Below are 23,120 nucleotides of genomic sequence, written 5' to 3' on the forward strand. Positions count from 1 at the left end.
ATGCTGGAACGGTTCCGAGATCGCCGGGCGTTTTTTCCGATTTTCCCCCTGAAGAGCATCCAATCGAGCATCGCTTTCGCGTTCTCCGTGCTGATCCTGCTGACGGTCGCGGCGACGAGCTTGATCGCCTACCGGCTCTCCGTCAGCGCCGTCGAGAGGAATTCGAAGGGCTACATCCGGGAAGTCATCAACCAGGTGAACACCAACATCCAGTCCTACGTCGACAACATGGAGAACATCTCGCTGCTCGCGATGACGAATAAGGACGTCAAGTACTACATCTCCGGCAACAGCTTCGTCGGGAACGGGAACGAAGAGCGCCGGCCCTACGAGAAGCGGATCTCCGACCTGTTCCAAGCCATTCTCTATACCCGCAAGGACATCGCTTCCATCATGGTGTTCGGCTACAACGGCAGGTTTGTATCCGATCGGAGGATCACGACCCTGAATCCGAACGCGAAGGCGGAGGAGCAAGCCTGGTACAAGGATGCCCGGAGGGCAAGCGGCAAGTCGGTCATCTCCGCGCCCCACGTTCAGAACATCCTGCAGGACGAATACCGCTGGGTCGTCTCGCTAAGCCGGGAGCTGAAGAACTCGGACGGGCTGACGGCGGACGGGATTTTCCTCGTGGATTTGAATTTAAGCGTCATTAACGACTTGCTCAGTCAAATCAACCTTGGCAAAAAAGGCTACGTCTTCATCGTCGACCGGAGCGGCAACATCGTCTACCATCCGCAGCAGCAGCTCATTTACAGCGGCCTTCGTTCCGAGAAAATCGCCGAGGTCGGCTCCGCGCCAAGCGGAACCGCGTTCAAGGTGGAGGATGACGAGGGCAAGCGGTTCTATTCGGTTCAGGACACGAGCTTCGGGTGGAAAATCGTCGGGGTCGCCTACGCGGGGGACCTGATCGGGTACCGGAGCACGCTGATCAACTTCCTGCTCATTACGCTCGGGGGAGTGGCCGTCTCTCTCGTCATCTCCGTGCTGCTGTCCCATCGCCTATCCCGTCCGATCCGGAACCTTCAGCGGAACATGCGGAAGGTGGAGAAGGGCAACTTCGACGTTCAGGCAGAGGTTGCGCAGATGAACGAGATCGGCCAGCTGGCGCGAACGTTCAACATGATGGTCGGGCAAATCAAGAACCTGATGCAAGAGATCGTCGTCACGCACGAGAACAAGCGGAAAAGCGAGCTGCAGCTGCTGCAGGCGCAAATCAATCCCCATTTTCTCTACAATACGCTGGATTCCATCGTCTGGATGGCGGAGACGAAGCAGCACGAGGAAGTCGTTCTGATGACCTCCGCTTTGGCCAAGCTGTTCCGGGCGAGCATTACGAAGGAGCAGGAGCTCGTCCCGGTCCGGATCGAGGTCGAGCATATTACCAATTACCTTCTGATTCAGAAAATGAGGTACAGCAGCAAGCTGGACTACCGGCTCGAGATTCCCGACTCGATCCTGGAGTACGGGACGCTCAAGATCCTGCTCCAGCCGTTCGTCGAGAACGCGATCTATCACGGGATCCGGAACAAGCCGGGCATCGGGACGATCGTCGTTCGCGGGATGGAGACGGGAGAGGGGATCGTTTTCGAAGTGGAGGACGACGGGCTCGGCATGACCGAGGAGCAGCTCGAGAAGATCTGGCACGCGCCGGATGGCGAGCGGCGAAGCGGGGGCATCGGCATCCGCAACGTGAACGAGAGAATCCAGCTATACTTCGGGCGATCCTACGGCATCGCGATCCGCAGCGAGCTTGCGGAAGGCACCGTCGTGACGATCCGGATCCCGAAGACCAAGGGAACGGGGGAGCCGGACGATGCGGGGCAGAGAGCCGAAGGGAGTGCGAGCTGATGCGAGTGAAGGGAGCGCGAGTTGAAACGGGGCAAAAGGCGGAGAGCGGCGGATCGAGCAACTTCGTTTCTAGGAGAGCGACCGAAGGAGAGGCGGGCTAATGCGGGTGCAGAAGGTGGAGAGCGGCGGATCGAGCAACTTCGCCTCTAGGAGAGCGACCGAATGAGAGGCGGACTGATGCGGAGCAAAAGGCGGAGAGCGGCGAATCCGGTCGCCTTCTTCTAGGAGAACGATCGAAGGAGGGGCGGGCTAATGCGAGTGCAGAGGTTTACGGTTGGGCTGGGGGTGCTGCTCGTTGTGGCCGTTCTGTTCACCGCGTTCTACTTTCAATTGTACCGGGTCGGAACTTCGAACGACCGCGCGATCGCGGTCATGCTGAAGTCGAGCAACGTCCGGTCGGATTTCTGGCAGACGGTCCGGGACGGCGCGGAAGCCGCGGCGAAGGGGAGCGGCGTTCGGCTCGAGATCATGGGCTCGCTGCAGGATACGGACGCGGCGACCCAGGTCCGGCTACTGGAGGATGTCTTGATACGGCGGCCGGAGGCGCTTGTCGTGGCGCCGATCGAGGATGCCGGCGTGGCGGCGATGCTGGACCGCATTCGCGAAGCGGGCATCAAGCTGGTCGTGATGGACACTCCGATGCAGCTGGATTTCGATGCGGTAACGGTGTCCAGCGACCATACGGAAGCGGGCCGTCAGGCGGGAGGGGTCGCCGTTAAGGAGGCTGCCGATGCTCCGCGCGTGGCGGTTCTGAGCGACTTCGCATCCTCCGGCGTGTCGGCCGAGAGAGTGAAGGGCATTCGCGAGGCTATCGAGCCGTATGGGGATAGCTACGCGGGAACGTTCTACGGCGAGAATTCGGAGGATAAGGCATATGCGGCGGCGGAGCGATTGGTATCGAACGAGCCCGGGGTGAATGCGATCATCGCTCTGAACGAATCCGCGGCGCTTGGGGCCGCCAAGGCGTTGGAGGAGACGGGCAAGCGAAATTCGGTGAAGCTGATCGCCTTCGACAGCTCGCTCTACGAGATCAAGCTGCTGGAGGAAGGCAGCCTGGGCGCGATGATCGTCCAGCGGCCTTTTAACATGGGATATCTCGGGGTGCGAGCCGCGCTGAAGCTGATCGACGGGAGGGAAGTTTCCAGGCTGACGTACATCGATTCCATCGTCGTGACGAGGGACAACATGTACTCTCCGGAGAATCAGAAGCTGCTGTTCCCGTTTAGGTGAGGCGGCGGCCCTGGGTTCGCGCGGGATTTGCTCCTCTGCGATGCCGGCTGGTTATGGTTTAGTTTACTTGGGACTTAGGAGGGACGGGAATGAAGCGAAGCGCCGGTTGCGCGTTGTGGCTAGGGGTGATGTTGTCGGCGGCGACGCTGGTCGGGGCGTGCTCGAACGACGAGGCGGAGCCGATCGTCCCCGAGGAGGAGAAACAAACGGTCATCCGCTTCGTCGCCGCGGAATACAGCACCGAGAGCAAGCCGTTCCTGGAGAAGCTCGTCCGGGAGTTCGAGATGAGGAATCCGGAGATTATCGTCGATCTTCAGGTCGCGAATTGGAACGTGCTGGACGGCATTTACACCTCGATGCTGAGCAAGAACCAGCCGCCCGACCTGCTCATCACGAACGTATACGCCCACTTCGCCAAGGCTGGGAAGCTGAACGATCTGAACGGGATCATCTCCCCGGAGCTCAAAGGCAAGCTGTATCCGAATCTCATGCAGATGGACCGGATCGGAGACAAGCAGTACGCTCTTCCGTACGTGTCTTCGATTCGGAACTTGTATTATAACGAAGCTTTGTTCGAAGGGGCGGGGATTGAAGAGCCGCCGAAGACGTGGAGCGAACTCATGGAGGACGCGCGCCGAATCAAGGAGACGAGCACGGCGCACGGCTTCGGCGTCGACCTCACCGACGACGAGATTCAGGCGTACTTGTCGTATTTCTTCTTCGGCTCCGGAGGCGGTTGGATCAAGAACGGCAAGTGGACCATCAACTCGCCGGAGAACGTGCGGGGACTGACTTATCTGAAGGAGCTGTACGATCAAGGGCTGACCGACTCGGAGCCGACCGTCACGACCCGCGACGAGAAGCAGCGGATCATGGGCGACGGCAAGCTCGGCATGATGATCTCGGGCAACTATTTCGCCTCCGTCGTCCCTCGAGAGTCGCCAGGCCTCGCGTGGGGAAGCGGCCCGATCCCGGTAAGGGACGGCACCCAGCCGATCTCCTTCGGCGTGCAGGACGTGCTCGTCTCGTTCCAGACCGACCACACGGACAGGGCGGCGCTGTCGAAGTTCTTGGACTTCCTTTACGAAGACAAGAACTACGAGGACATGGTGACGCGGGAAGGGTTCATTCCGGTCACGTCCACCGTCGGCGGCAAGCTGTCCCGGTCCGACCCGACGATGAGGAGGTACCTGGAGGAGCTCGGTACCGCGAAGTTCTACCCGATCCAGGAGCCGGCCTGGCAAGCCGTCATGGACACGAGCCGCAAGATGGGCGACGCCGTTCTCTACGACAACCTGTCCCCTCGGGAAGCGCTCGATCAGCTGCAGAAATTCGCGGAGACCCGGAGCGGGCGGTAGGCAGCGGACTTCGGGCAACTGCGCGCGGATATCTAGGATGGCTGCCGGGAGGGTGTGAGCGGGTGAGATAGTCGAAAAAATCGACTAACGGCGGGCTCCGGAAGGTGTGAGCGGGTGAGATAGTCGAAAAAATCGACTAACGTCGGGCTCCGGAGGGTGCGAGCAGGTGAGATAGTCGAAAAAATCGACTAACGGCGGGCTCCGGAGGGTGTGAGCAGGCGAGATAGTCGAAAAAATCGACTAACGGCGGTCTCCGGAGGGAGCGAGCGGGTGAGATAGTCGAAAAAATCGACTAACGGCGGTCTCCGGAGGGTGTAAGCGGGTGAGATAGTCGAAAAAATCGACTAACGGTGGTCTCCGGAGGGTGTTTGAAGGCGAGATGCACGGAAAAACCGTGCAACGGCGCCCGAATGGGGCCGAATCCGAGGGAGATGCACGGAAAAACCGTGCAACGGCGCCCGAATGGGGCCGAATCCGAGGGAGATGCACGGTTTTTCCGTGCAACGGCGCCCGCATGAGGCCGAATCCGAAGGAGATGCACGGAAAAACCGTGCAACGGCGCCCGCATGAGGCCGAATCCGAAGGAGATGCACGGAAAAACCGTGCAACGGCGCTCGCATGGGGCCGAATCCGAAGGAGATGCACGGAAAAACCGTGCAACATAAGAGAATACTAAAGATTGTTTGGAAGATATTCGATAGAGACGCGAAGCCCTCCCCACTATGATGGTTACAGGCGCCGGACAACGGCGTGAACCAGCATAAAACGGGGAGGGTTTTGCATTATGGCGTTTAACAAGAAGATGGCTGCGCTCGGCTTGGCGGCCGCGATGACCATCGTTCCGCTGGCAGGCTGCGGCTCGAACGACAATAACGAAGGCGCGTCCGAATCTCCTGGCGCGAGCTCGGCCAGCCCGTCCGCATCCGCGAGCGCTCCGGCCGGCGAATCCGCAAGCCCGAGCCCGAGCGAGTCGGCGGTCAAGCTCACCGGCGACTTCGAGATCCAGTACTTCGTCGGCGGCTACGGCGACAAGTGGTGGAAGAAGGTGATCGCCGACTTCGCGGCGGCGAACCCGGACCTGAACGTCAAGGAGAGCGGCGGCCCGAAGATCAACGAGCAGAACAAGCCGCGCTGGATCGGGGGCAACCCGCCGGACTTCGTCTACATCGACGGCCCGAACCTGAACGACCGCCAGATGGTCGAGGACGGCCAGCTCGAAGACCTGACCGACTGGCTGAAAGACGCCAAGAACGTCGACGGCGACAAGATTCTCGACATCCTGGCTCAACAGCCGCAGCAGTATGACGGCAAGATCTACAACATCCCGCTCGTCCTGAATTCGTGGGGCGTGTTCTGGGACAAGGCTCTCTTCAAGGAGAAGGGCTATGCGGAGCCGACCGACTTCCAATCGTTTCTCGACGTAAGCGAGAAGATCAAGGCCGACGGCATCACGCCGTACATCCATACCGGCAAATACCCGTATTACATCAACGGCTCGATCCTGTACCCGGCTATCGTCTCGAACAATAACGACGACTTCACCATCCTTCAGGACATGGCGGCCAACAAGGTCGAAGCATACCAAAGCCCGGCCGTCCTCGCGGCTCTGAACCAAATCGTCGAGATGCGCGACAAGGGCCTTATCGACAAGGCCTCCATCCAAATCAACCATACCGACTCGCAAATGATGTTCCTTCAGCATAAGGACGCGTTTATCTCCAACGGCCTCTGGCTGCCGAACGAGATGGCGAAGGACGTGCCGGAAGGCTTCGACTTCGGCTTCATTCCGTCGATCACGCAGAAGCCTGGCGGCAAGGTCGTCGCGAACACCTCGACCGCAACAGTCGCCGTCGCGAAGAACGGCAAAAACAAGGAAGCGGCCAAGGCGTTCCTGCAGTTCATCTTCTCCAAGGCACAAGCTTCGCAATGGGCCGAGCTGAGCGGCGCTCCTTCCAACATCAAGGGAGACATCAGCAGCTCCAACGCGCCTAACTTCGTTAAGGACGCCGCAAGGTTCCTCACGGATCCGAACACGGTCGTCATCCCGACGATTACGTTCAACGCGGACGTCGATACCGAGATGCAGAACGCGACCGACGCCTTGACGATCGGCAAGATCACTCCGGAGGAGTGGGTCAAGCGCGTCACCGACGTCGTGGCCAAGGTGAAGTAACCCTTTTCCCTACCGATTCGCCATTTCGCCAAGCGGAGGAGGATCTCGGGGCAAGAGCCCGGGGTCCCCTCCGCGAATTTACTTAATAGAAAGGGGAGGGTCGCATGAGGTCGGTATCGGAAAAGCGGCAGCGTTATCTGTTCATCGCCGCGTTCATCGTTCCCACGCTCGTCTTTTTCTGCGTTTTCACCATTTATCCGGTCATCCAGGCGCTCTACTATTCGTTCTTCGATTGGTCGGGCATGTCGGATACCAAGGAATTTATCGGAATCGACAACTTCAAGGAGATGTGGAACGACCCGATCGTTCTCAGGGCCGTCGGCAACGACTACTTCCTTGTCGCGGGCAAGATTGTCGGCATCATGATTCTGGCCACGTTCTTCGCCGTCGCGCTTACTCGCTTTAACTTTAAGCTGGCGGGCTTCTTCCGCTCGATCTTCTTTATCCCGAACGTGATCTCGGTCGTCGTTATCGGCGTCCTGTGGAACTTTATCTACAACCCTCAGATCGGCTTCCTGAACGCGTTCCTGTCTCTGTTCACGGAGGAGAAAGTGACCATCACCTGGCTCGGATTCACCTCGCATACGATCTGGATGCTGCTTCCCCCGGCCATCTGGGCGGGAATCGGCTTCTATATGATTCTGTTGATCGCGGCGATTCAGAATATACCGGAGTCCTACTACGAGGCGGCCGAGCTGGAAGGCGCGGGCCAGTGGACGCAGTTCCGGAGCATTACCGTCCCTCTTATCTGGGAGCAGATGAAGGTGTCCATCATCAACATCATGATGACGACGCTGAACGGCTCGTTCGTCATCGTCTGGATCATGACCGAAGGCGGGCCGGACAACTCCACGCAGGTCATGGGCTCGTACTTGTATCAGATGGCGTTCCGGCAATACCACTTCGGCTTCGCGGCGTCCATCGGGGTGCTCATTCTCGTTCTGTCTCTGGTCACGACGGTCGTCATGCAGCGGCTGCTCCGTCATGAAGCCGTCGAACTGAGCTAGCGGATGTCAAAGGGGGACAACGGAATGAACTTCGGAATCAAAAACCCGGTCGTCAAATTCATCTTTTACGCGATTCTTCTCTTATGGAGCGTCTCGGTGCTGTACCCGCTGCTGTGGACGCTGCTCGACGCTTTGAAGGACAACGAGCAGTTCTTTTTCCGCGCGCCTTGGGCTCTGCCGGACTTCCCGCTGCTATGGTCGAATTTCTCTTACGTATGGGACAAATACCACTTCGACTCTTATTTCCTCAACTCGATCGTCGTGACCGGCGGCTCTACGCTGCTCGGGCTGCTGCTGTCCGCTTCGACCGCGTACGTGCTGGCCCGGTACAAGTTCAAAGGCAGCAATGTGCTTTATCTGCTTTATATCTCGTCGATGATGGTACCGTTCATCCTGGCTCTAATCCCGCTTTTTTTCCTGATGAACTCGATGAATCTGATCAATACCAAGATCGGCCTGATCTTCGTTTATGCGTCCAGCGTCATCGCCTTCGGCGTGTTCGTGCTGGTCGGCTTCTTCAAGTCGCTGCCGAAGGAGCTGGAGGAGGCTTCGATTATGGACGGCGCGTCGTATTACGGAACGTTCTTCCGCGTGATGCTGCCGCTGTCGCAACCGGGTCTGATCACCGTCGGCATCGTTAACGTCCTGAACATCTGGAACGAATACATCGTCGGCACCATTCTGATCAACGATCCGGCGCAATACACGCTGCCCGTCGAGATCGGGGTCATGCAGGCGGAGATGCAGTACCGTACGGAATGGGGACCGCTGTTCGCCGCGCTTCTTATGACCATCGTTCCGGTGCTTATCGTCTATATTATTTTCCAGAGGAAAATAGCCAGCGGAATCACGGCAGGAGCGGTTAAGTAACCGAGAAGTATCGGGGAGCGACAAAAATCGGTATACTGGCAGAGAGAGAGAACGGGAGGGATGCGGAGATGGAAGGGTCCCCAATCGGGTTCGCTTCGGTAGACGAATACATCGCTGGTTTTGCCCCCGAGATTCAAGAGCTGCTGCAGAAGGTGAGACGGACGATCCGGGAGGCGGCGCCGGAAGCGAAGGAGAAAATCAGCTACCAGCTGCCGACGTTCGACCTGCACGGCAATTTGGTGCATTTCGCCGCGTTCAAGAATCATATCGGCTTCTATCCCGGAGCGAGCGGCGTGGCGGCGTTCCAGCAAGAGCTGTCGGCGTATAAGGGAGCCAAAGGATCGGTTCAGTTCCCGTTAGGCCAGCCGATTCCGTATGAACTGATTACCCGGATCGTGAAGTTCAGAGCCCGGGAGAACCTGGAGAAGGCGGCGAAAAAAAGCAAGAAGACGGTCGAGAAAACGGGTAATCGCACGGGCAATCCGTAAATCGAATAGGCCGAACGAGAAGGGGGCAGCCGATGCCTCCTTTTTGCCGTTAGCCGCTTGGCCGCAAGAATGATATACTAGCAAGAAACGATTCCTACGTTATTTACTTTTCATTAGGAGGGAAGGCTCGAATGCAGCCCATAGACACAGCTGACGTCCAGCGCAGAATCCATGAATTCATCGATCAGGATATTTATGTTCATATGGAAATGACGACGGGAGCCTATACGTCCCATCACGATACGACGAAGCATCCGGCGGCGAACTTCATCAGCAATGCCGTCATCCGGTTCTCGCTCGGCTCGATCTCCGGAATCGGCCCTTATCGGGTCGGGTTAAAAATGGGGAAGGGTTGGATTTACACGGAAGGCTTGACCCATTACGACGCGGCGGAAGAAGACCGGCTTCTGATGTCGGGCCATGACGGCACGGGCAAGCTGGTCGTCGCCTTGCAGCTCAGCCGGGAGCCTTTCTAAGAGAGGAGAGATTCGCATGTACCAATCCATCCTAGTCATACTGCCGCATCCGGACGACGAGTGCTTCGGCCTGTCCGGGACTCTGGCTAAATATATCAGTCAAGGCGCCAAGGTGACCTACGGCTGTCTGACGCTCGGCCAAATGGGGCGCAACATGGGCTCCGCTCCTTACAACAGCCGGGTCGCTCTGCCTTCCGTTCGCAAGAAGGAACTGGAGGAATCGTGCCGGGCGATCGGCATCCAGGATTTAAGGCTCATGGGCTTCCATGACAAAACGATCGAGTTCGAGGATCGCGAGCTGCTGGACGGAGCCATCGAGGACCTTATTCGCGAAGTAAAGCCCGATGTCATCTACACCTTCTACCCCGATTACGCGGTTCATCCGGATCACGACGCGACCGGGGCGGCGGTTGTCCGGGTCGTCGAAAGAATGCCGAAGGGGGAGCGGCCGCCCGTGCTCTGCATGGCATTCGCGAGGGATCTCGAGAGCTCGATCGGCAACCCCGACGTGTTCGAGGACGTGAAGGACTTCCTGAAGCCGAAGATCGCCTCCATTCTGTCGCATCGCACGCAATTCCAGGTTCCGGGACTCGACGGCGCGAATTCGCATAAGTCCAAGGAGCTTCAAGAGAGGTTCGGCACCGAGCGGTTCTGGACGTACCCGTTCGGCGGATAATACAAGAGAAGACGAGAAGAGGGCGGCAGTCAGCCGCCCTCTTTCCGTTTTATGGCATGTTGGGTTACGACTCCGCCGGTACCGCCCGAACCGAATACCCCGCCGTCCGGTACACCTCCAGCTCGTCCTCGTCCAAGCCGTCGTCGGTAATGATCTCGTCGAAGGAGTCGAGGCTGGCGAAGATCGCCAGGGAGTTGTAGCTGAATTTAGTCGAGTCGGCCAAGAGAATATTGACTCCGGCCGCGTTCATGGCGGTTTGCCTTGCGCCCACCAGCACGGGGGACCAGGCCATCGCTCCTTTGGCATGGGACACGGCTTCGCACGTGAGGAAAGTGACGTCTACGGTTAGCGAGCTTAGCATCTTCTCCGCATAAATTCCGTCCAAGCTGTACGCCCACTTGCTCAGCCGGCCTCCCGTGCAATACACGTCGAAGCTGCCGAAGCGCTCTTCGTTCGAGAGAAGCAGCGCCGTGTGCAGATCGCGCGTGATGATCTTCAGCCCCTTGAACTTCTCCAGCTCGTCGACCATCGCCGCGACGGTCGTGCCCGCATCGAGAATGATGCTCATGCCGTCCTGGATATGCTTGGCCGCTTCCTTGGCGATGGCGAGCTTCTCCGCTTTATTCTCGCTGGCCCGCTGATCGTAATTGGATCCCATGAATCTCTTCACCTTGACGGCTCCGCCATGAGACCTCTGGATTTTCCCCTCGGATTGCAATTGATCGAGATCCCTGCGAATCGTCATCTGCGAGACGTTGAATTTCTCCGCCAATTCCCCTATCGTCATCTGCTGGTTGAGCTCCAGCAGCTTCAGGATTTCGTGCTGACGCGTACCCATGAGCATGCGAGAAGTCCTCCTTGATTCGGCTGTTCCGATAATTCCCGTTCACGTTATGGTAGACATTATATCGTTAGCCGGACATCGTTGTCAGCAAAAAAATGGGTGGATATGTTCATTTCGTGTGAAAAATGTCTTTTCAAAGTTTCGTTTGTGTGATATAAATGTGACAAGAATGTTATTATTGTGTGAAAATAGTTAACTGAAAATTTTGAAAAGTTGAGCATTTACGAGCGTGTTCGTCCCTTTTAGCACCGTTTTCCGTTTATTATGTTATGAATAATGACATAAAATTCAATCGAACGAGGTGAGCGCATGGGATTCCGATATTCGGGCAACGCATACAACCGTCGTTTTCTCCCGAGCCTGACCACGAAGGAAATCGAGGCTCTGCCGAAAGAAGATGTCTTGATCGTTCTTCCCGTCGGAGCGATCGAGCAGCACGGACCCCACATGCCGGTCTATACCGACACTCTCATCGGCGAGGCTTTGATGGCGGAAGCGTTCGAGCATCTGCCCGACGACGCTCCGATCTGGCTGCTGCCCTCCCTTGCCTACGGCAAGAGCACCGAGCATCTCGAATTCCCCGGCACCCTCACTTTATCCGCCCAAACTCTCATGATGGTTCTGCAAGACATCTCGGCTTCGCTTGCGCGCAGCGGCTTCAAGAAGCTCCTTCTCTTCAACACCCACGGAGGCAACGCCGATCTTCTCGGCATGATGGCCAGGGAGATTCGCATCTCGACCGGACTTCAGGTTTACCGCCTCGATCCCGGAGCGGTCGGCTACAGCGAATCGTTCACGGACGACGCGGAGAAAGCGAGCGGCATTCACGCCGGCGACGTCGAGACCTCTCTCGTGATGGCGATTTGCCCGGAATGGGTTCGCCCGGAGCTTGCGGTTCGCGAGATGCCGAGGTTCCCGCAGGCTCCCTTCTTCTCCTTCCGGTCCAAGTCGTTCGCTTGGGTCACCGACGATATCTCCGAGAGCGGAATCGCGGGCGACGCGACGAAAGCCGCGCCGGAGAGGGGCGAGGCGATGCTGAAGAAAGCCGGCCCTCTTCTGGCGGAAGCCCTTCTCTATATCGCCTCGTTTCGGATGGAGTCGCTTAAGGAATAAGACCAAAGGAGGTACGAACATCCATGGAAGCAACGGCAAGCACCAAAGAATGGGTTCGCATGGAGCGCTTGTCCAAGGTGTACCCGAACGGGACCGTCGCCGTGCAGGACGTGAATCTCTCGATCCGCGAAGGGGAGTTCCTCTGCTTCGTCGGACCGTCGGGTTGCGGCAAGTCGACGATCTTCAAGATGATAACCGGATTATCCGGCCCGACGGGAGGAAGCTTGGAGGTCATGGGCACCTCTCCCAAGCAAGCCCGCAAGCAGAGCGATACCGCGTTCGTTTTCCAGGATCATACGCTTCTGCCCTGGAGCTCGGTTATCGACAACGTGGCGCTGCCTCTGGCTATTCGAGGAGTGTCCCGCCGAGAGCGCAAGGAAGAGGCCGAACGCGCGCTGGAGCTTGTAGGCTTGAAGGATTATGCGAAAGCGATGCCGAGACAGCTGTCCGGGGGCATGAAGATGCGGGCCTCGATCGCCCGGGCTCTCGTATCCAGACCTAAGCTGCTGCTGATGGATGAACCGTTCGGAGCCCTGGACGAGATCACGAGACAGACGCTGCAGCTCGAGCTTCTCGACATCTGGAACCGCAACAAAGAGATGACGGTGCTGTTTGTCACTCATAATGTTTTCGAAGCCGTCTTCCTCTCCACCCGCATTGTCGTGATGACGCCCAGACCCGGCAAGGTCGCCGCCATGATCGACGTTCCCGTTCCTTTTCCCCGCGATGAATCGTTCCGCACCACCCCCGAGTTCGGACAGATCGTTCGTTCCGTATCGGATGCCCTTAAGCATTGACGACCCAAACGAAATCAGAGAGAAGAGTGGAGGAGATGGGCCTATGAATGCAGCTTGGCAGAAAGAACTGGCGGATGTCGTCGGCGAAGAGGGACTGCTTCTCGGCGACGAGCAGAGGGAGAAGCTGTCCAAGGATTATTACTGGTATTCCCCCGTGCTGGAACCGCTGCTTAGGGACAAACGAGCCGACGGAATCGTCGTCCCGGAATCGGAAGAGCAAGTAGCCGAGGTGCTCGCCTTCGCTTACAGGAATAGCATTCCGGTGACGACACGCGGGGCGGGCACGGGCAATTACGGCCAGGCGGTTCCGCTGGAAGGAGGAATCGTGCTCGATATGAGCCGACTGGACGCCGTGCTGGAGGTAACGGACGGATACGCGAAAGTGCAAGCGGGAGTTCGGCTCGGCGCTCTGGAGAAGCGGCTCCGGGAAGAAGGCAAGGAGCTGCGTATCTATCCGAGTACTTACATGAAAGCGACGGTCGGCGGCTTCGTCTGCGGCGGATCGGGCGGAATCGGCTCCATCACGTGGGGCAACCTGTGGGACGGCAACGTGCTGGAAGCGGTCGTTCTTACAATGGAAGAGAAGCCCAAGCGGCTTGTCGTCAGCGGTTCCGAGCTCCTTGCTTATATTCATAATTACGGCACGAACGGGGTTCTGACGGAACTGACGATTCCGGTCTCTCCCAAGGTCGAATGGCGTCAGACGGTCGTCCAATTCGACGACATCGAATCCGCCTGCCTGTTCTCCCATTCGGTAGCGATGGACGATTCCATCCGCAAGCGTCTGGTCACTCCGGTCGAATGGCCGATTCCTTCTTATTTTAAGCCGATCGTCAAACGCCTCGAGGAAGGGGCGAGCGCCTGCCTTCTCGAGACGGAGGACGGCACCGAAGAGAAGCTGGCCGAACATGCGGCCGCGCATGGAGGTCGAATCGGCTATACGATTCCCCCTTCCCAATACCACCGTACCGTCGGCTTGTCCGATTTTGCCTGGAATCACACCACTCTCTGGGCGCTCAAGACGGATCCGACCCTTACCTATCTGCAAGCCGGCTTTCACCCTGCGGAATTCATGTCGCAGATCAAGCAAATCAAAGACAGGTTCGGCGACGAAGTGCTGATCCATCTGGAGTTCATGCGCTCGGCGGGCGTTGTCGTTCCGGCATCGCTGCCCATCGTCCGGTACACCGCCCACGAGCGGCTCTATGAAATTATCGCGTTCTTCCGCTCCATCGGCGTCGGCATCAACGACCCGCATACGTGGACGCTGGAGATGGGGGGAAGAGGACAGCTCGAGGCGATGCTGGCGGCGAAGCGAGCGAACGATCCGCGGGCTCTCCTGAATCCGGGCAAGCTAAGCGTTCCGGTGGGGGAAGCGGCGGCTAGGGGGAATGAGAGATGAGCGAGAAGGCATTATCGGAGCTGTCTGCGGGACCCGGGATGACTACCAGAACGGATAACGCTAAACCGGTCGTCACGGGCGGGAAAAAACGGGAGGGAATTCGAGTCGGCAGGGCGCTGCCTCCGGTCGTGGCGTTTATCCTCTTCATCGGCGGATGGGAGCTGTTCTGCGAGCTGGCGGACATGAAGCCGTATTTGCTGCCCGCGCCGTCCGATATCGTCAGGGCCGCGACGGAGAACGCTTCTAACCTGTGGGTGTCGGTGTATACGACGATCTCGGAAGCGGTGCTGGGGTTCCTGCTCAGCATCGTTCTCGGAGTCGGCCTCGCGATCGTTCTCGCCAGCTCCAAGCTGGTGGAGAGAAGCGTTTATCCTTACGCGATCATCATGCAAACCATCCCGATCGTCGCCGTCGCCCCGATCATCGTCATCTGGTTCGGCGCCGGGATGAACGCGATCGTCATCATCGCTTTTCTCATCGGATTTTTCCCCATGCTCTCCAACACGCTTATCGGCCTCAACTCCACCGACCACAACATGAAGAACCTGTTCTATCTTTATAATGCGTCTCCGATCCAAACCATGTTCCGCCTTCGCCTGCCCGCCGCTCTGCCCTACATCGTTGCCGGTCTGAAGATCTCCTGCACGCTCGCGGTCATCGGGGCCATCGTCGGGGAATACATCGCCGGGATCGGAGGAGGCAAGGGAGGACTTGGCTACGCGATTACGGTTGCCGCTTCGCGCCTGCATACCGCCTATTTGTTCGCTTGCGGATTGTCGGCTTCTTTGCTGGGCATCGCCTTCTTCCTGCTCGTCAACGCGTTCTCCAAGTGGATGCTCAGTTCCTGGCACGAATCCGAGATGAATTCGTCGGAGGGATAGGAACCATTCAAAAAAGGAAGGTGGAGCCATGAAGAACGCTTCGGTCGAAGTCGAGGCCGTGAATGCGAGATTGCCTTTATCCGGAGACGACAGGCTGTACACGTTGCGAATCGCGAACGGCGAGTGGATCGGAATCGAACCTCAAGAAAGCGCCGTGTCCGCGGAGGGCCATGTCCCAATAGCCGAGCTCGGTCTGCAAGAGCTGGCTGAATCTCCCCTTCTCGATCTTCAAGGACGAGTCGTACTGCCGGGCTTCGTCGACGCCCACATGCACCTGGACAAAGCCTACACCGTCTCCAAGGTGAGAAACGTATCGGGGACGCTGCCGGAAGCGATCGAGAACTACCGCTCCTTCGCTCCGACCTTCTCCAAGGAGAATATCCGCGAAAGAATCGTCCGAGCCGCCCTCAGCGCCGCATCCTATGGCACCTTGACCTTGCGCAGCCATCTCGACGTCGCCTTCCATCTGGGGAGGGACGTAGCGATGCGCACGGTAGAAGCGGCGCTGGAGGCTCGCGAGCGGGTAAAGTCCTTCGTGGACATCCAATACTTCCCGATGTTCTTCTACGATCCCGCGAACGAGCAAGCGCTGACCGAGTTCGCGGAGGAGACGCTGCGCATGGGAATCGACGGGGTCGGAGGGGCGCCTCATCTCACTCCGGATCCCGCCAAGAACATCGATTGGGCGTTCCGGCTGGCAACGAAGTTCAATCGTCCGATCGACCTGCACGCCGACGAGACCGACGATCCGAACATGAAGACGATCGACGTCATCTGCGATTACGTGCTTCGCCATCGCTATCGGGGCAGGGCGACGGCCGGCCATCTCTGCTCCTTATCGGCCATGGAGCAGGAAGAGGCGGACCGGCTGATCGCCAAGATGGCCGAAGCGGGGATCGGAGCGGTCACCTTGCCGCCGGTCAATCTCTACCTTCAAGGCCGCGGCGACAAGGGCAACGTGAGGCGCGGCGTGACGCGGGTGAGAGAACTGGCGACGGCCGGGGTGCCGATCGCGGCCGCCTCCGACAACATCCAAGACCCCTTCCATCCTTTCGGTCGGGGAGACCTGCTGCAGATCGGGCTGGTGACCGCCTATGCGGCCCATCTGGCGAAGGAGGAAGACATTCCGACCCTCCTCCGCATGCTGACGTCGCTTCCCGCGCAAATAACCGGCACCCGTCCTTACGGCATCGAGCCGAATCATCCCGCCGGCTTCGTCGTCTTCGACACCCAATCCGGAGAGGAACTGTTCCAAGAGCTTCCCGCGACGAGATGGGTATACAACAGGTCGAGATGGATCCATGCCTCCAGGTTGAATAGGCAGTGGGCGCAAGCTGGGCAGCCTCTCGGCATGGAGCCGATCGGGTGAGGTGCCTATCCGCGCAAAGCGGGTACACATAGAGATTTAAATCGAACAAGGGAGGAAAACAAACATGAACGCAGAGAGAGTGGAGAGAGCGGCTGGCAAGAAGATCAGGCACGGAGCAATGGCATTCCTAATGGCGGGCGTAATGGCTTTATCCGCATGCGGCTCGAACGACAATGAAGAGGGAGCTTCGCCCTCGACCGGCACGCCAGCAAGCGAATCCCCATCGAATTCTTCTTCGGCTTCCCCATCGGCATCCCCTTCGGATTCGCCGTCCCCGGCCGCTTCGGAGGTCAAGCTGACCAAGGTGTCGCAGGTGACGAACTGGTTCGCGGAGCCGGAGCACGGCGGACAGTACGCGGCGCTCTCCAAAGGCTTCTACGAGGAAGCGGGTCTCGACATGACGATCCAGTCCGGCGGCCCGGGCATCTCCTCCACGCAGATCGTCGCCTCCGGCAAAGCCGAGTTCGGCATGGGGCAAGCGGACGAGATTCTGCTGGCCCGCGAGAGCGGCATCCCTCTCGTTGCGGTCGCGGCCATTTTCCAGAAGAATCCCCAAGGCATCATGTATCACAAAGGCAAATACAAGGACATCTCCGAGCTGAATGGGCACAAGGTTTACGTCGGCAGCGGCGTTGCCTACTGGGAATATCTGAAGAAAGCCTACAAGCTCGATAAGGTCGAGGAGATGAAGTACACGGGCTCGCTCGCGAACTTCGTCGCGGATCCCGAAGCCGCCACCCAAATCTACGTGACGTCCGAGCCGTTCACGATGCAGCAGGAAGGAGTCGACGTCGAATATTTCCTGAATTACGACCTCGGCTACAAGCAATACGGCAACATTCTGTACACGACCGAGGATTACCTCGAGAAGCACCCGGACATCGTGAAAGCGTACGTCGAAGCTTCCATTAAAGGTTGGAACTACTACAAGGACAACTCCGAAGAGATCAACAAGGTCATGCAGGAGAAAAACCCGGACCTGAAGCTGGAAGCGATGGCATACGGGGCGCAGGCCCAGGAGCCTCTAATCTACGGCGGCGACGCGGAGGCGAACGGAGTCGGCTACATGAGCAAAGAGATCTGGGAAGGCCTTCAGAAGCAGCTCGTCGATATCGGAATCCTTAAGTCGGCCGAACCGATCGATCAGGCGTTTACCAACGAGTTTTTGCCGGCCAAATAAGCTAAGAAACGGGGCGCAGGAGGGTCGTTAACGCAGCATCGGCACGGCCCTCGCTCCATCCGAACTCAAGGAGGGAAGAACGGGATGGCGAAGCTGCTCGTCGCGTACTTTAGCGCGTACGGTCATATCTTCCGGATGGCGGAAGCGGCGGGGAAGGGGGCGAGCGACGAAGGGCACGAAGCCCGGCTCGTCCGCATCCCGGAGTTCCGCTCCCCCGACAATATTACGGCGCTGCTGGACCATCCGAGCCGAAGACGCCATCGGGACGAGGAAGGGCTGTCCGGCACTTTCCGGGTCGGGGCGCGCTGGGAGAAGTACGAAGCCGCGTTGGCCAAGCAAAAGCACGTCCCCGAAGCGACGGCGGACGACTTAAGGTGGGCGGACGGGATCGTGTGGGGCTATCCGACTTACTTCGGCTCCATGCCCGCGCAGGTCAAGTCGTTCCTCGATATGTCGGGAGGCTTATGCGCGAGCGGGGAGCTGGAGGGCAAGCCGACGGGAGTCATGACGAGCGCGGGCTCGATTCATACGGGGCACGAGGCGACGATACTGACCTCGATCGTTCCGCTTCTGCATTTCGGATTGATCTATGTCGGCCTTCCTTATTCCCAGAACCCGGAATACCTGACGGGCGATGCGATCGGCGGTTCGCCGTACGGTCCTTCCACGCTTGCGGGACCGGACAGCTCGAGAAGTCCGGACGAGCGGGAGTTGGTTATGGCAGGAAGGCTCGGCGCTCGGGTAGCGCGGTTCGCCGAAGCGACCAAAGGCATCAAATGACGGGCGGAGGATTGCGATGACCATTCCGTATGATCTGATCGTAAAAAATGCTCGTCTTGCGGGCAGCGGCGAGAAAAAGGATATCGGCATTAAAGAGGGCAAGATCGCCGGAATCGGAATGCCGCCTGGCAGCGCGTCGACACGGACGTTCGATGCCGAGGGAAGGCTGCTCACGGCGCCGTTCGTCGAGGCGCATGTTCATCTGGATACGGCGCTGACGGCGGGCAACCCCGTCTGGAACGAGAGCGGAACGCTGACGGAAGGAATCGGAATCTGGGCTTCGCGCAAGCAGGCTCTCACGAGAGAGGACGTTCTCGACCGGGCGGAGCGGACGCTTCGGCTCTTGATCGGCTACGGCGTTCTGTACCTGCGGACGATGGTCGATATCGGCGATCCCAAGCTAACCGCGTTAAAGGCGATTTTGGAGCTTAAGGAGCGATATCGCGACAAGCTGGATATGCAAGTCATCGCTTTCCCCCAAGACGGAATCGTCTCCTGCCCGGCGAACGCGGAGAGGATGAAGGAGGCGCTGAAGCTGGGTGCGGACGGGGTATCCGCGGTGCCTCATTTGGAGCGGACCCGGGAGGACGGAACGCGGTCGCTGCAAATCGCGTTCGACATGGCTAAGAGCGGCGGGGCGTTCGTCCACGTGTTCTGCGACGAGACCGACGACGGGTCCTCGCGTTTCCTGGAGGTGTGCGCGTCTCTTGCGATCGAGACGGGACTGAAGGGCAGGGCAGCGGCGGCTCACGCGAACGCGGCGGCATACTATAACGAACCGTATTTTAGGAAAATCGCGGCTCTCGTCAAGGAAGCGGAGCTTTCCATCGTGGCTTGTCCGCTTATTAACAGCGTGATGCAGGGACGCTACGACGCTTACCCGAAGGGCAGGGGAATTACGCGCATCAAGGAATTCCGCGACGCCGGAGTCAACGTCGCCCTGGCCCATGACGATATTCTGAGCCCTTTCTATCCGCTCGGAACGGGCAATCCGCTCGATGCGGCCCATATGGCCGCTCATCTCGCCCATATGAGCGGGCGCGCCGAGCTCTCGGCGCTTCTTGGAATGATAACGGAGGGCGGAGCGTCGGCGATGAACTTGGGAGAGCGATATAGCGGCAAGGACGGGGATCTCCGGCCGGGAGCGCCGGCTTCCTTCCTGCTGTTCGACGCCCGGGACGCGCAGGAAATGATCCGTTTGAGAGCGGCTCCGCGATTCGTGTTCCGTAACGGACGGATCGTCGCGGAGACCTCTCCCGTCCGAACGCTGCTTCCGGCGGGCAACGAGGTTCCTCTTCATTAAGAAGGGTTGCTCATCGTTAAGCGAATGCCCCGGATCGCCCGATCCGGGGCTATTCCTTTTTCCTTGATGCGGAAATTCTCGGATTTTGTCATAATGCTTTTGAGAGAGTTTTGGGAGCGGCTTCGGGTAAGCTGTCGGAGCGGAATCAATCCGGGAGAAGGGCGAGTAGAGAAGGATGGGCGAAAGGTCTGCGCAGATGGGCATCACGGGCGGTTCAAAGTGGTGGAGACGGGGATACCGGGCGATCGGGATAATGCTGATTCCGATCCTGTCGTTCGCGTTGCTCGCCGCCATCAACGAATACACGGTGCCGGACAAGTCGGCCCCGGCGGCCAAGCGGGGAGTCGTCGACCTGAGCGGCTGGCCGTTCGGCCCGATGAGAACCGTTCTGCTGGACGGCGAGTGGAGCTTCTATCCGAAGAAGCTGTACGAGCCGGCCGACTTCGAAGCGGGACGGGTTCCGGCTCCGTCCGGGCCGTATGCCTCCATTCCGAACGCCTGGTACGGAGGAAGCCCGGCGGACGAAGCGAGCGGCACCGCCTACGGCACGTATCGGCTGACCGTGAAGGTGAAGGAAGAGGACGTCGGCTACGGCATCCGCCTTCCGAACGTAAACGGGGCGCACAAGCTGTACGTGAACGGCCATCTCGTCGGCGGTCAAGGAGTCGTGGCCGATAACGGACGGGATTACGTGAAGGATAACAAGCCGTATCTCACGTTCGTCAGGCCGGAGGGCGGACGCCTCGACATCGTGCTGCAGTCGGCCAATCTGGAGGAGCCGATGCTCTGGGGAGGCTTCGAGGACGTGCAGCTCGGGCTCCAGACGGACATGCTGCTGATCGAGAGAATTCACTTCGCGATCGAATTCTCCGGCGTGTTCATTCTGCTCCTGTTCGCCGGATACCACATGACGATTTACGTGCTGCGTACGAAAGACAGGGCTTATCTGTACAGCTCGCTTTATTTTCTGACGATGCTGATCCTGATGGCAACGGGCGGGGAAAAGCTGACGCTGCAGCTCTTGCCGGGGTTGTCCTACGGAACGTTGACCAAGCTGTACGATCTCGGAGGGTTTCTCAATATCGTCCTGCTCGGGGGTTTTCTCCATACGCTGGACGGGAAGCTTCTCAGCCGCAAGCAGCTGCTTATCGGCGTTTCGCCTATTCTTGTCTATCTGACGGCGGTCGTCCTTCTCCCTTATCCGGACTATCGTTTGCTGGGCAATATGCCTTGGTATTACGCCACCTTCCTTGTCGCTTTCTACTTATGCCGCGCCATTCGGTTGTTCGCGAAGCGAGACGGAAGGCTTCTCCGCCAGGAGTCCTTGCTGCTTGTCGGGGTTCTCGTCTCGATCGCGCTGATTCTGCTGTTCGGAATGCTGTACTCGCTTAGCTTAGTGCAGACGGAGATCGGGCGCCGGATTTCGTTCCTCTCGGTGCTGGCGTTCATGAACGCCTTGCTCGCCCTGCGGCTGGCGAACGCGACGGACCGGACCGAGCAGCTGACCGAGCAGCTCGTGAAGAGGGACAAGCTGAAGGACGAGTTCCTCGCGAACACGTCGCATGAGCTGAAGACGCCGCTTCACGGCATTCAGAACATCTCCTCCTTCTTGCTGGAAGAGAAAGCCGGCACGCTGACGGAACGGCAGCGGAGCGAGCTGTCGCTCATTCAGGACACCTCGACGAAGCTGTCGGCGCTCGTGAACGACCTTCTGGACGTCGTCCGGCTGAAGCATGGCGACCTGCGCCTTCAAGAAATGGCGCTCGATGCCCGGGTGGCCGCCCAGACGGCGTTCCAGGTGCTGGAGTTCGAGCTTGCCGGCAAGGACGTGCGGTGGGAGAACGAGATCCCGCCGGACACGTTCGTGCTGGCGGACGAGAACCGGCTGCGGCAGATTCTGTATAACCTGATCCACAACGCGATCAAGCATACGAAATCGGGCCGGATCTCGGCAGGCGCGGCGACGGCGGGAGCTCAAACGACTCTGTGGATCGAGGACACGGGAGTCGGGATTCCGGAGGAGAGCCACGAAGCTATATTCGGCTATTTCGAGCAAGCGGACCGGGAAATCCCGCAGGACGGATACACGGGCATGGGTCTCGGTCTTTACATAAGCCGGCAGCTGGCGGAGAGGATGGGCGGCCGAATCCGGGTGGACCGGTCGGCGCCCGGCCAAGGAACCCGAATCGCGTTCACGCTTCCTTCCGCGGAGCCTGCCGGTTGGATGTCCGCGGAGCCGTACGTCGCGGCCGCCTCGGAGAACGGCAGCCGGAGCCGGGCGACGGAGCTGGAAGCCGTCGGCGAAGGCCGCCCGCACACGGTCCTCGTCGTCGACGACGAGGCGTCGAACGTGCGCATCCTGCTTAATCTGCTGGGAGACGAGTACAACGTGCTGACGGCGTTCTCCGCGAAGGAAGCCCTTCGCAAGCTGGAGCTGGATCCGCGGATCGACCTGCTTATTCTCGACGTCATGATGCCGGAGATGTCCGGCATCGATCTCTGCCGGGCCGTCCGGGAGCAGCGTTCGGTGCTGGAGCTGCCGATCCTGTTCGCGACGGCGAAGGATTCGCTGCACGACATCGAGCTCTGCTTCCGCGCGGGAGGCAACGACTTCATCGCGAAGCCGTTCGACCAGAAGACGCTTGCCGCTCGGGTTCGCACGCTGCTCGCCATGAAGACCTCGATGGACCAAGCGGTCGAGAACGAGATGGCTTTCCTGCAGGCGCAGATCAAGCCGCATTTTATTTACAACGCGATCAGCAGCATCGTCTCCTTCTGCTATACCGATTCGGATCGGGCCGCTTATCTGCTGACGATGCTCAGCCGCTACCTGCGGATGGTGTTCGATCGCGACGGCCGGACGCCGCAGGTACCGCTGAGGCAAGAGCTCGACTTGATTAGGGCGTACGTGGAGATCGAGAAAGCCCGGTTCGGCGACCGGCTCGTGTATCGGCTGCAAGCGGAGCCGGAGCTTGAGGACTACTACGTTCCTTCTTTGGCGATTCAACCGTTCGTGGAGAACGCGATCCGGCATGGGCTTTTCGAGAAAGAGGGGATCGGCACCGTCACGCTGACGGTATCGGACGGAGACGGCTATCTCCGGATCGATATCGACGACGACGGAGTCGGCATGCCGGACGACTTGCTGTACCGGCTTCGTTCCGGGGAACGACCGGAGAAGGCGGGCATCGGAATGACGAACGCTCGCAAGAGGCTCTCCGCGCTGCCCGGGGCGAGCATCGCCATCGAGTCCGAGCTCGAGCGGGGAACGAAGATCGTTATCTACCTGCCTAAGCTGGGCGGATAAAGGGCAAGGCAGGGGAGA

General features: G+C 59.1%; 19 protein-coding genes. 18 read left to right on the top strand and 1 reads right to left on the bottom strand.

What is annotated here, in order from left to right:
- From H7B67_RS16820 to bshB2, 9 genes are all read left to right on the top strand, one after another.
- Positions 1 to 1,848: a cache domain-containing sensor histidine kinase gene (locus H7B67_RS16820; protein ID WP_185121017.1), complete on the top strand. Its 1,848-nt coding sequence runs from the start codon at positions 1 to 3 to the stop codon at positions 1,846 to 1,848.
- A 252-nt stretch (positions 1,849 to 2,100) separates the two neighbouring features.
- Positions 2,101 to 3,078, top strand: a complete 978-nt coding sequence (locus tag H7B67_RS16825; protein WP_185121018.1) for a substrate-binding domain-containing protein — start codon at positions 2,101 to 2,103, stop codon at positions 3,076 to 3,078.
- An 89-nt stretch (positions 3,079 to 3,167) separates the two neighbouring features.
- Positions 3,168 to 4,436 (top strand): ABC transporter substrate-binding protein, encoded by a 1,269-nt coding sequence (locus H7B67_RS16830; protein ID WP_185121019.1) that lies wholly within the window; start codon positions 3,168 to 3,170, stop codon positions 4,434 to 4,436.
- A 784-nt stretch (positions 4,437 to 5,220) separates the two neighbouring features.
- Complete coding sequence (locus H7B67_RS16835) at positions 5,221 to 6,609, top strand: ABC transporter substrate-binding protein (RefSeq protein WP_185121020.1); 1,389 nt, start codon at positions 5,221 to 5,223, stop codon at positions 6,607 to 6,609.
- Positions 6,610 to 6,713: 104 nt separating this feature from the next.
- Positions 6,714 to 7,616, top strand: a complete 903-nt coding sequence (locus tag H7B67_RS16840; protein WP_185121021.1) for a carbohydrate ABC transporter permease — start codon at positions 6,714 to 6,716, stop codon at positions 7,614 to 7,616.
- A gap of 24 nt (positions 7,617 to 7,640) precedes the next feature.
- Positions 7,641 to 8,486, top strand: a complete 846-nt coding sequence (locus tag H7B67_RS16845) for a carbohydrate ABC transporter permease (protein ID WP_185121022.1) — start codon at positions 7,641 to 7,643, stop codon at positions 8,484 to 8,486.
- Between the two features lie 68 nt (positions 8,487 to 8,554).
- Complete coding sequence (locus H7B67_RS16850) at positions 8,555 to 8,974, top strand: iron chaperone (protein ID WP_185121023.1); 420 nt, start codon at positions 8,555 to 8,557, stop codon at positions 8,972 to 8,974.
- A 131-nt stretch (positions 8,975 to 9,105) separates the two neighbouring features.
- Entirely contained in the window at positions 9,106 to 9,450 is a 345-nt protein-coding gene (locus tag H7B67_RS16855; RefSeq protein ID WP_185121024.1) for a YojF family protein, read from the top strand.
- A gap of 16 nt (positions 9,451 to 9,466) precedes the next feature.
- The gene (gene bshB2 / locus H7B67_RS16860) at positions 9,467 to 10,126 is read left to right on the top strand and encodes a bacillithiol biosynthesis deacetylase BshB2 (protein ID WP_185121025.1); all 660 of its coding nucleotides are present in this window, start codon (positions 9,467 to 9,469) and stop codon (positions 10,124 to 10,126) included.
- Between the two features lie 64 nt (positions 10,127 to 10,190).
- Here the strand turns inward: bshB2 and H7B67_RS16865 are convergent, their stop codons facing one another.
- Positions 10,191 to 10,970 carry a DeoR/GlpR family DNA-binding transcription regulator gene (locus H7B67_RS16865; protein WP_185121026.1) on the bottom strand — a complete coding sequence of 260 codons (780 nt, stop codon included), beginning with the start codon at positions 10,968 to 10,970 and terminating at the stop codon, positions 10,191 to 10,193.
- Positions 10,971 to 11,279: 309 nt separating this feature from the next.
- Between H7B67_RS16865 and H7B67_RS16870 the strand changes: the two genes are divergently transcribed.
- From H7B67_RS16870 to H7B67_RS16910, 9 genes are all read left to right on the top strand, one after another.
- Complete coding sequence (locus H7B67_RS16870; RefSeq protein ID WP_185121027.1) at positions 11,280 to 12,083, top strand: creatininase family protein; 804 nt, start codon at positions 11,280 to 11,282, stop codon at positions 12,081 to 12,083.
- A gap of 23 nt (positions 12,084 to 12,106) precedes the next feature.
- Positions 12,107 to 12,880, top strand: coding sequence for an ABC transporter ATP-binding protein (locus H7B67_RS16875; RefSeq protein WP_185121028.1), 774 nt, complete (start codon positions 12,107 to 12,109; stop codon positions 12,878 to 12,880).
- 43 nt (positions 12,881 to 12,923) lie between these two features.
- Entirely contained in the window at positions 12,924 to 14,282 is a 1,359-nt protein-coding gene (locus H7B67_RS16880; RefSeq protein WP_185121029.1) for an FAD-binding oxidoreductase, read from the top strand.
- The gene (locus H7B67_RS16885) at positions 14,279 to 15,163 is read left to right on the top strand and encodes an ABC transporter permease (RefSeq protein ID WP_185121030.1); all 885 of its coding nucleotides are present in this window, start codon (positions 14,279 to 14,281) and stop codon (positions 15,161 to 15,163) included. Before H7B67_RS16880 ends, H7B67_RS16885 begins: the two co-directional genes overlap by 4 nt.
- Before the next feature lie 28 nt (positions 15,164 to 15,191).
- Positions 15,192 to 16,532, top strand: a complete 1,341-nt coding sequence (locus tag H7B67_RS16890; protein WP_185121031.1) for an amidohydrolase family protein — start codon at positions 15,192 to 15,194, stop codon at positions 16,530 to 16,532.
- A gap of 64 nt (positions 16,533 to 16,596) precedes the next feature.
- The gene (locus H7B67_RS16895) at positions 16,597 to 17,712 is read left to right on the top strand and encodes an ABC transporter substrate-binding protein (RefSeq protein WP_245363904.1); all 1,116 of its coding nucleotides are present in this window, start codon (positions 16,597 to 16,599) and stop codon (positions 17,710 to 17,712) included.
- Positions 17,713 to 17,796: 84 nt separating this feature from the next.
- Positions 17,797 to 18,492 carry an NAD(P)H-dependent oxidoreductase gene (locus tag H7B67_RS16900; protein ID WP_185121032.1) on the top strand — a complete coding sequence of 232 codons (696 nt, stop codon included), beginning with the start codon at positions 17,797 to 17,799 and terminating at the stop codon, positions 18,490 to 18,492.
- Between the two features lie 16 nt (positions 18,493 to 18,508).
- Positions 18,509 to 19,795, top strand: coding sequence for an amidohydrolase family protein (locus H7B67_RS16905; RefSeq protein ID WP_185121033.1), 1,287 nt, complete (start codon positions 18,509 to 18,511; stop codon positions 19,793 to 19,795).
- A gap of 175 nt (positions 19,796 to 19,970) precedes the next feature.
- Positions 19,971 to 23,102 (top strand): ATP-binding protein, encoded by a 3,132-nt coding sequence (locus tag H7B67_RS16910; RefSeq protein WP_185121034.1) that lies wholly within the window; start codon positions 19,971 to 19,973, stop codon positions 23,100 to 23,102.
- Positions 23,103 to 23,120 lie beyond the last annotated feature (18 nt).

It is taken from the genome of Cohnella thailandensis, assembly GCF_014212135.1.
Lineage (GTDB): Bacteria > Bacillota > Bacilli > Paenibacillales > Paenibacillaceae > Cohnella > Cohnella thailandensis.

Excerpts from the sequence above, each read along its gene's own strand:
- H7B67_RS16885 (WP_185121030.1), top strand. The coding sequence starts at position 14,279 with ATGAGCGAGAAGGCATTATCGGAGCTGTCTGCGGGACCCGGGATGACT.
- H7B67_RS16845 (WP_185121022.1), top strand. The coding sequence starts at position 7,641 with ATGAACTTCGGAATCAAAAACCCGGTCGTCAAATTCATCTTTTACGCG.
- H7B67_RS16895 (WP_245363904.1), top strand. The coding sequence starts at position 16,597 with ATGAACGCAGAGAGAGTGGAGAGAGCGGCTGGCAAGAAGATCAGGCAC.
- H7B67_RS16835 (WP_185121020.1), top strand. The coding sequence starts at position 5,221 with ATGGCGTTTAACAAGAAGATGGCTGCGCTCGGCTTGGCGGCCGCGATG.
- H7B67_RS16900 (WP_185121032.1), top strand. The coding sequence starts at position 17,797 with ATGGCGAAGCTGCTCGTCGCGTACTTTAGCGCGTACGGTCATATCTTC.
- H7B67_RS16825 (WP_185121018.1), top strand. The coding sequence starts at position 2,101 with ATGCGAGTGCAGAGGTTTACGGTTGGGCTGGGGGTGCTGCTCGTTGTG.
- H7B67_RS16865 (WP_185121026.1), bottom strand. The coding sequence starts at position 10,970 with ATGCTCATGGGTACGCGTCAGCACGAAATCCTGAAGCTGCTGGAGCTC.
- H7B67_RS16855 (WP_185121024.1), top strand. The coding sequence starts at position 9,106 with ATGCAGCCCATAGACACAGCTGACGTCCAGCGCAGAATCCATGAATTC.
- bshB2 (WP_185121025.1), top strand. The coding sequence starts at position 9,467 with ATGTACCAATCCATCCTAGTCATACTGCCGCATCCGGACGACGAGTGC.
- H7B67_RS16850 (WP_185121023.1), top strand. The coding sequence starts at position 8,555 with ATGGAAGGGTCCCCAATCGGGTTCGCTTCGGTAGACGAATACATCGCT.
- H7B67_RS16890 (WP_185121031.1), top strand. The coding sequence starts at position 15,192 with ATGAAGAACGCTTCGGTCGAAGTCGAGGCCGTGAATGCGAGATTGCCT.
- H7B67_RS16875 (WP_185121028.1), top strand. The coding sequence starts at position 12,107 with ATGGAAGCAACGGCAAGCACCAAAGAATGGGTTCGCATGGAGCGCTTG.
- H7B67_RS16820 (WP_185121017.1), top strand. The coding sequence starts at position 1 with ATGCTGGAACGGTTCCGAGATCGCCGGGCGTTTTTTCCGATTTTCCCC.
- H7B67_RS16910 (WP_185121034.1), top strand. The coding sequence starts at position 19,971 with ATGGGCGAAAGGTCTGCGCAGATGGGCATCACGGGCGGTTCAAAGTGG.
- H7B67_RS16905 (WP_185121033.1), top strand. The coding sequence starts at position 18,509 with ATGACCATTCCGTATGATCTGATCGTAAAAAATGCTCGTCTTGCGGGC.
- H7B67_RS16870 (WP_185121027.1), top strand. The coding sequence starts at position 11,280 with ATGGGATTCCGATATTCGGGCAACGCATACAACCGTCGTTTTCTCCCG.
- H7B67_RS16830 (WP_185121019.1), top strand. The coding sequence starts at position 3,168 with ATGAAGCGAAGCGCCGGTTGCGCGTTGTGGCTAGGGGTGATGTTGTCG.
- H7B67_RS16880 (WP_185121029.1), top strand. The coding sequence starts at position 12,924 with ATGAATGCAGCTTGGCAGAAAGAACTGGCGGATGTCGTCGGCGAAGAG.
- H7B67_RS16840 (WP_185121021.1), top strand. The coding sequence starts at position 6,714 with ATGAGGTCGGTATCGGAAAAGCGGCAGCGTTATCTGTTCATCGCCGCG.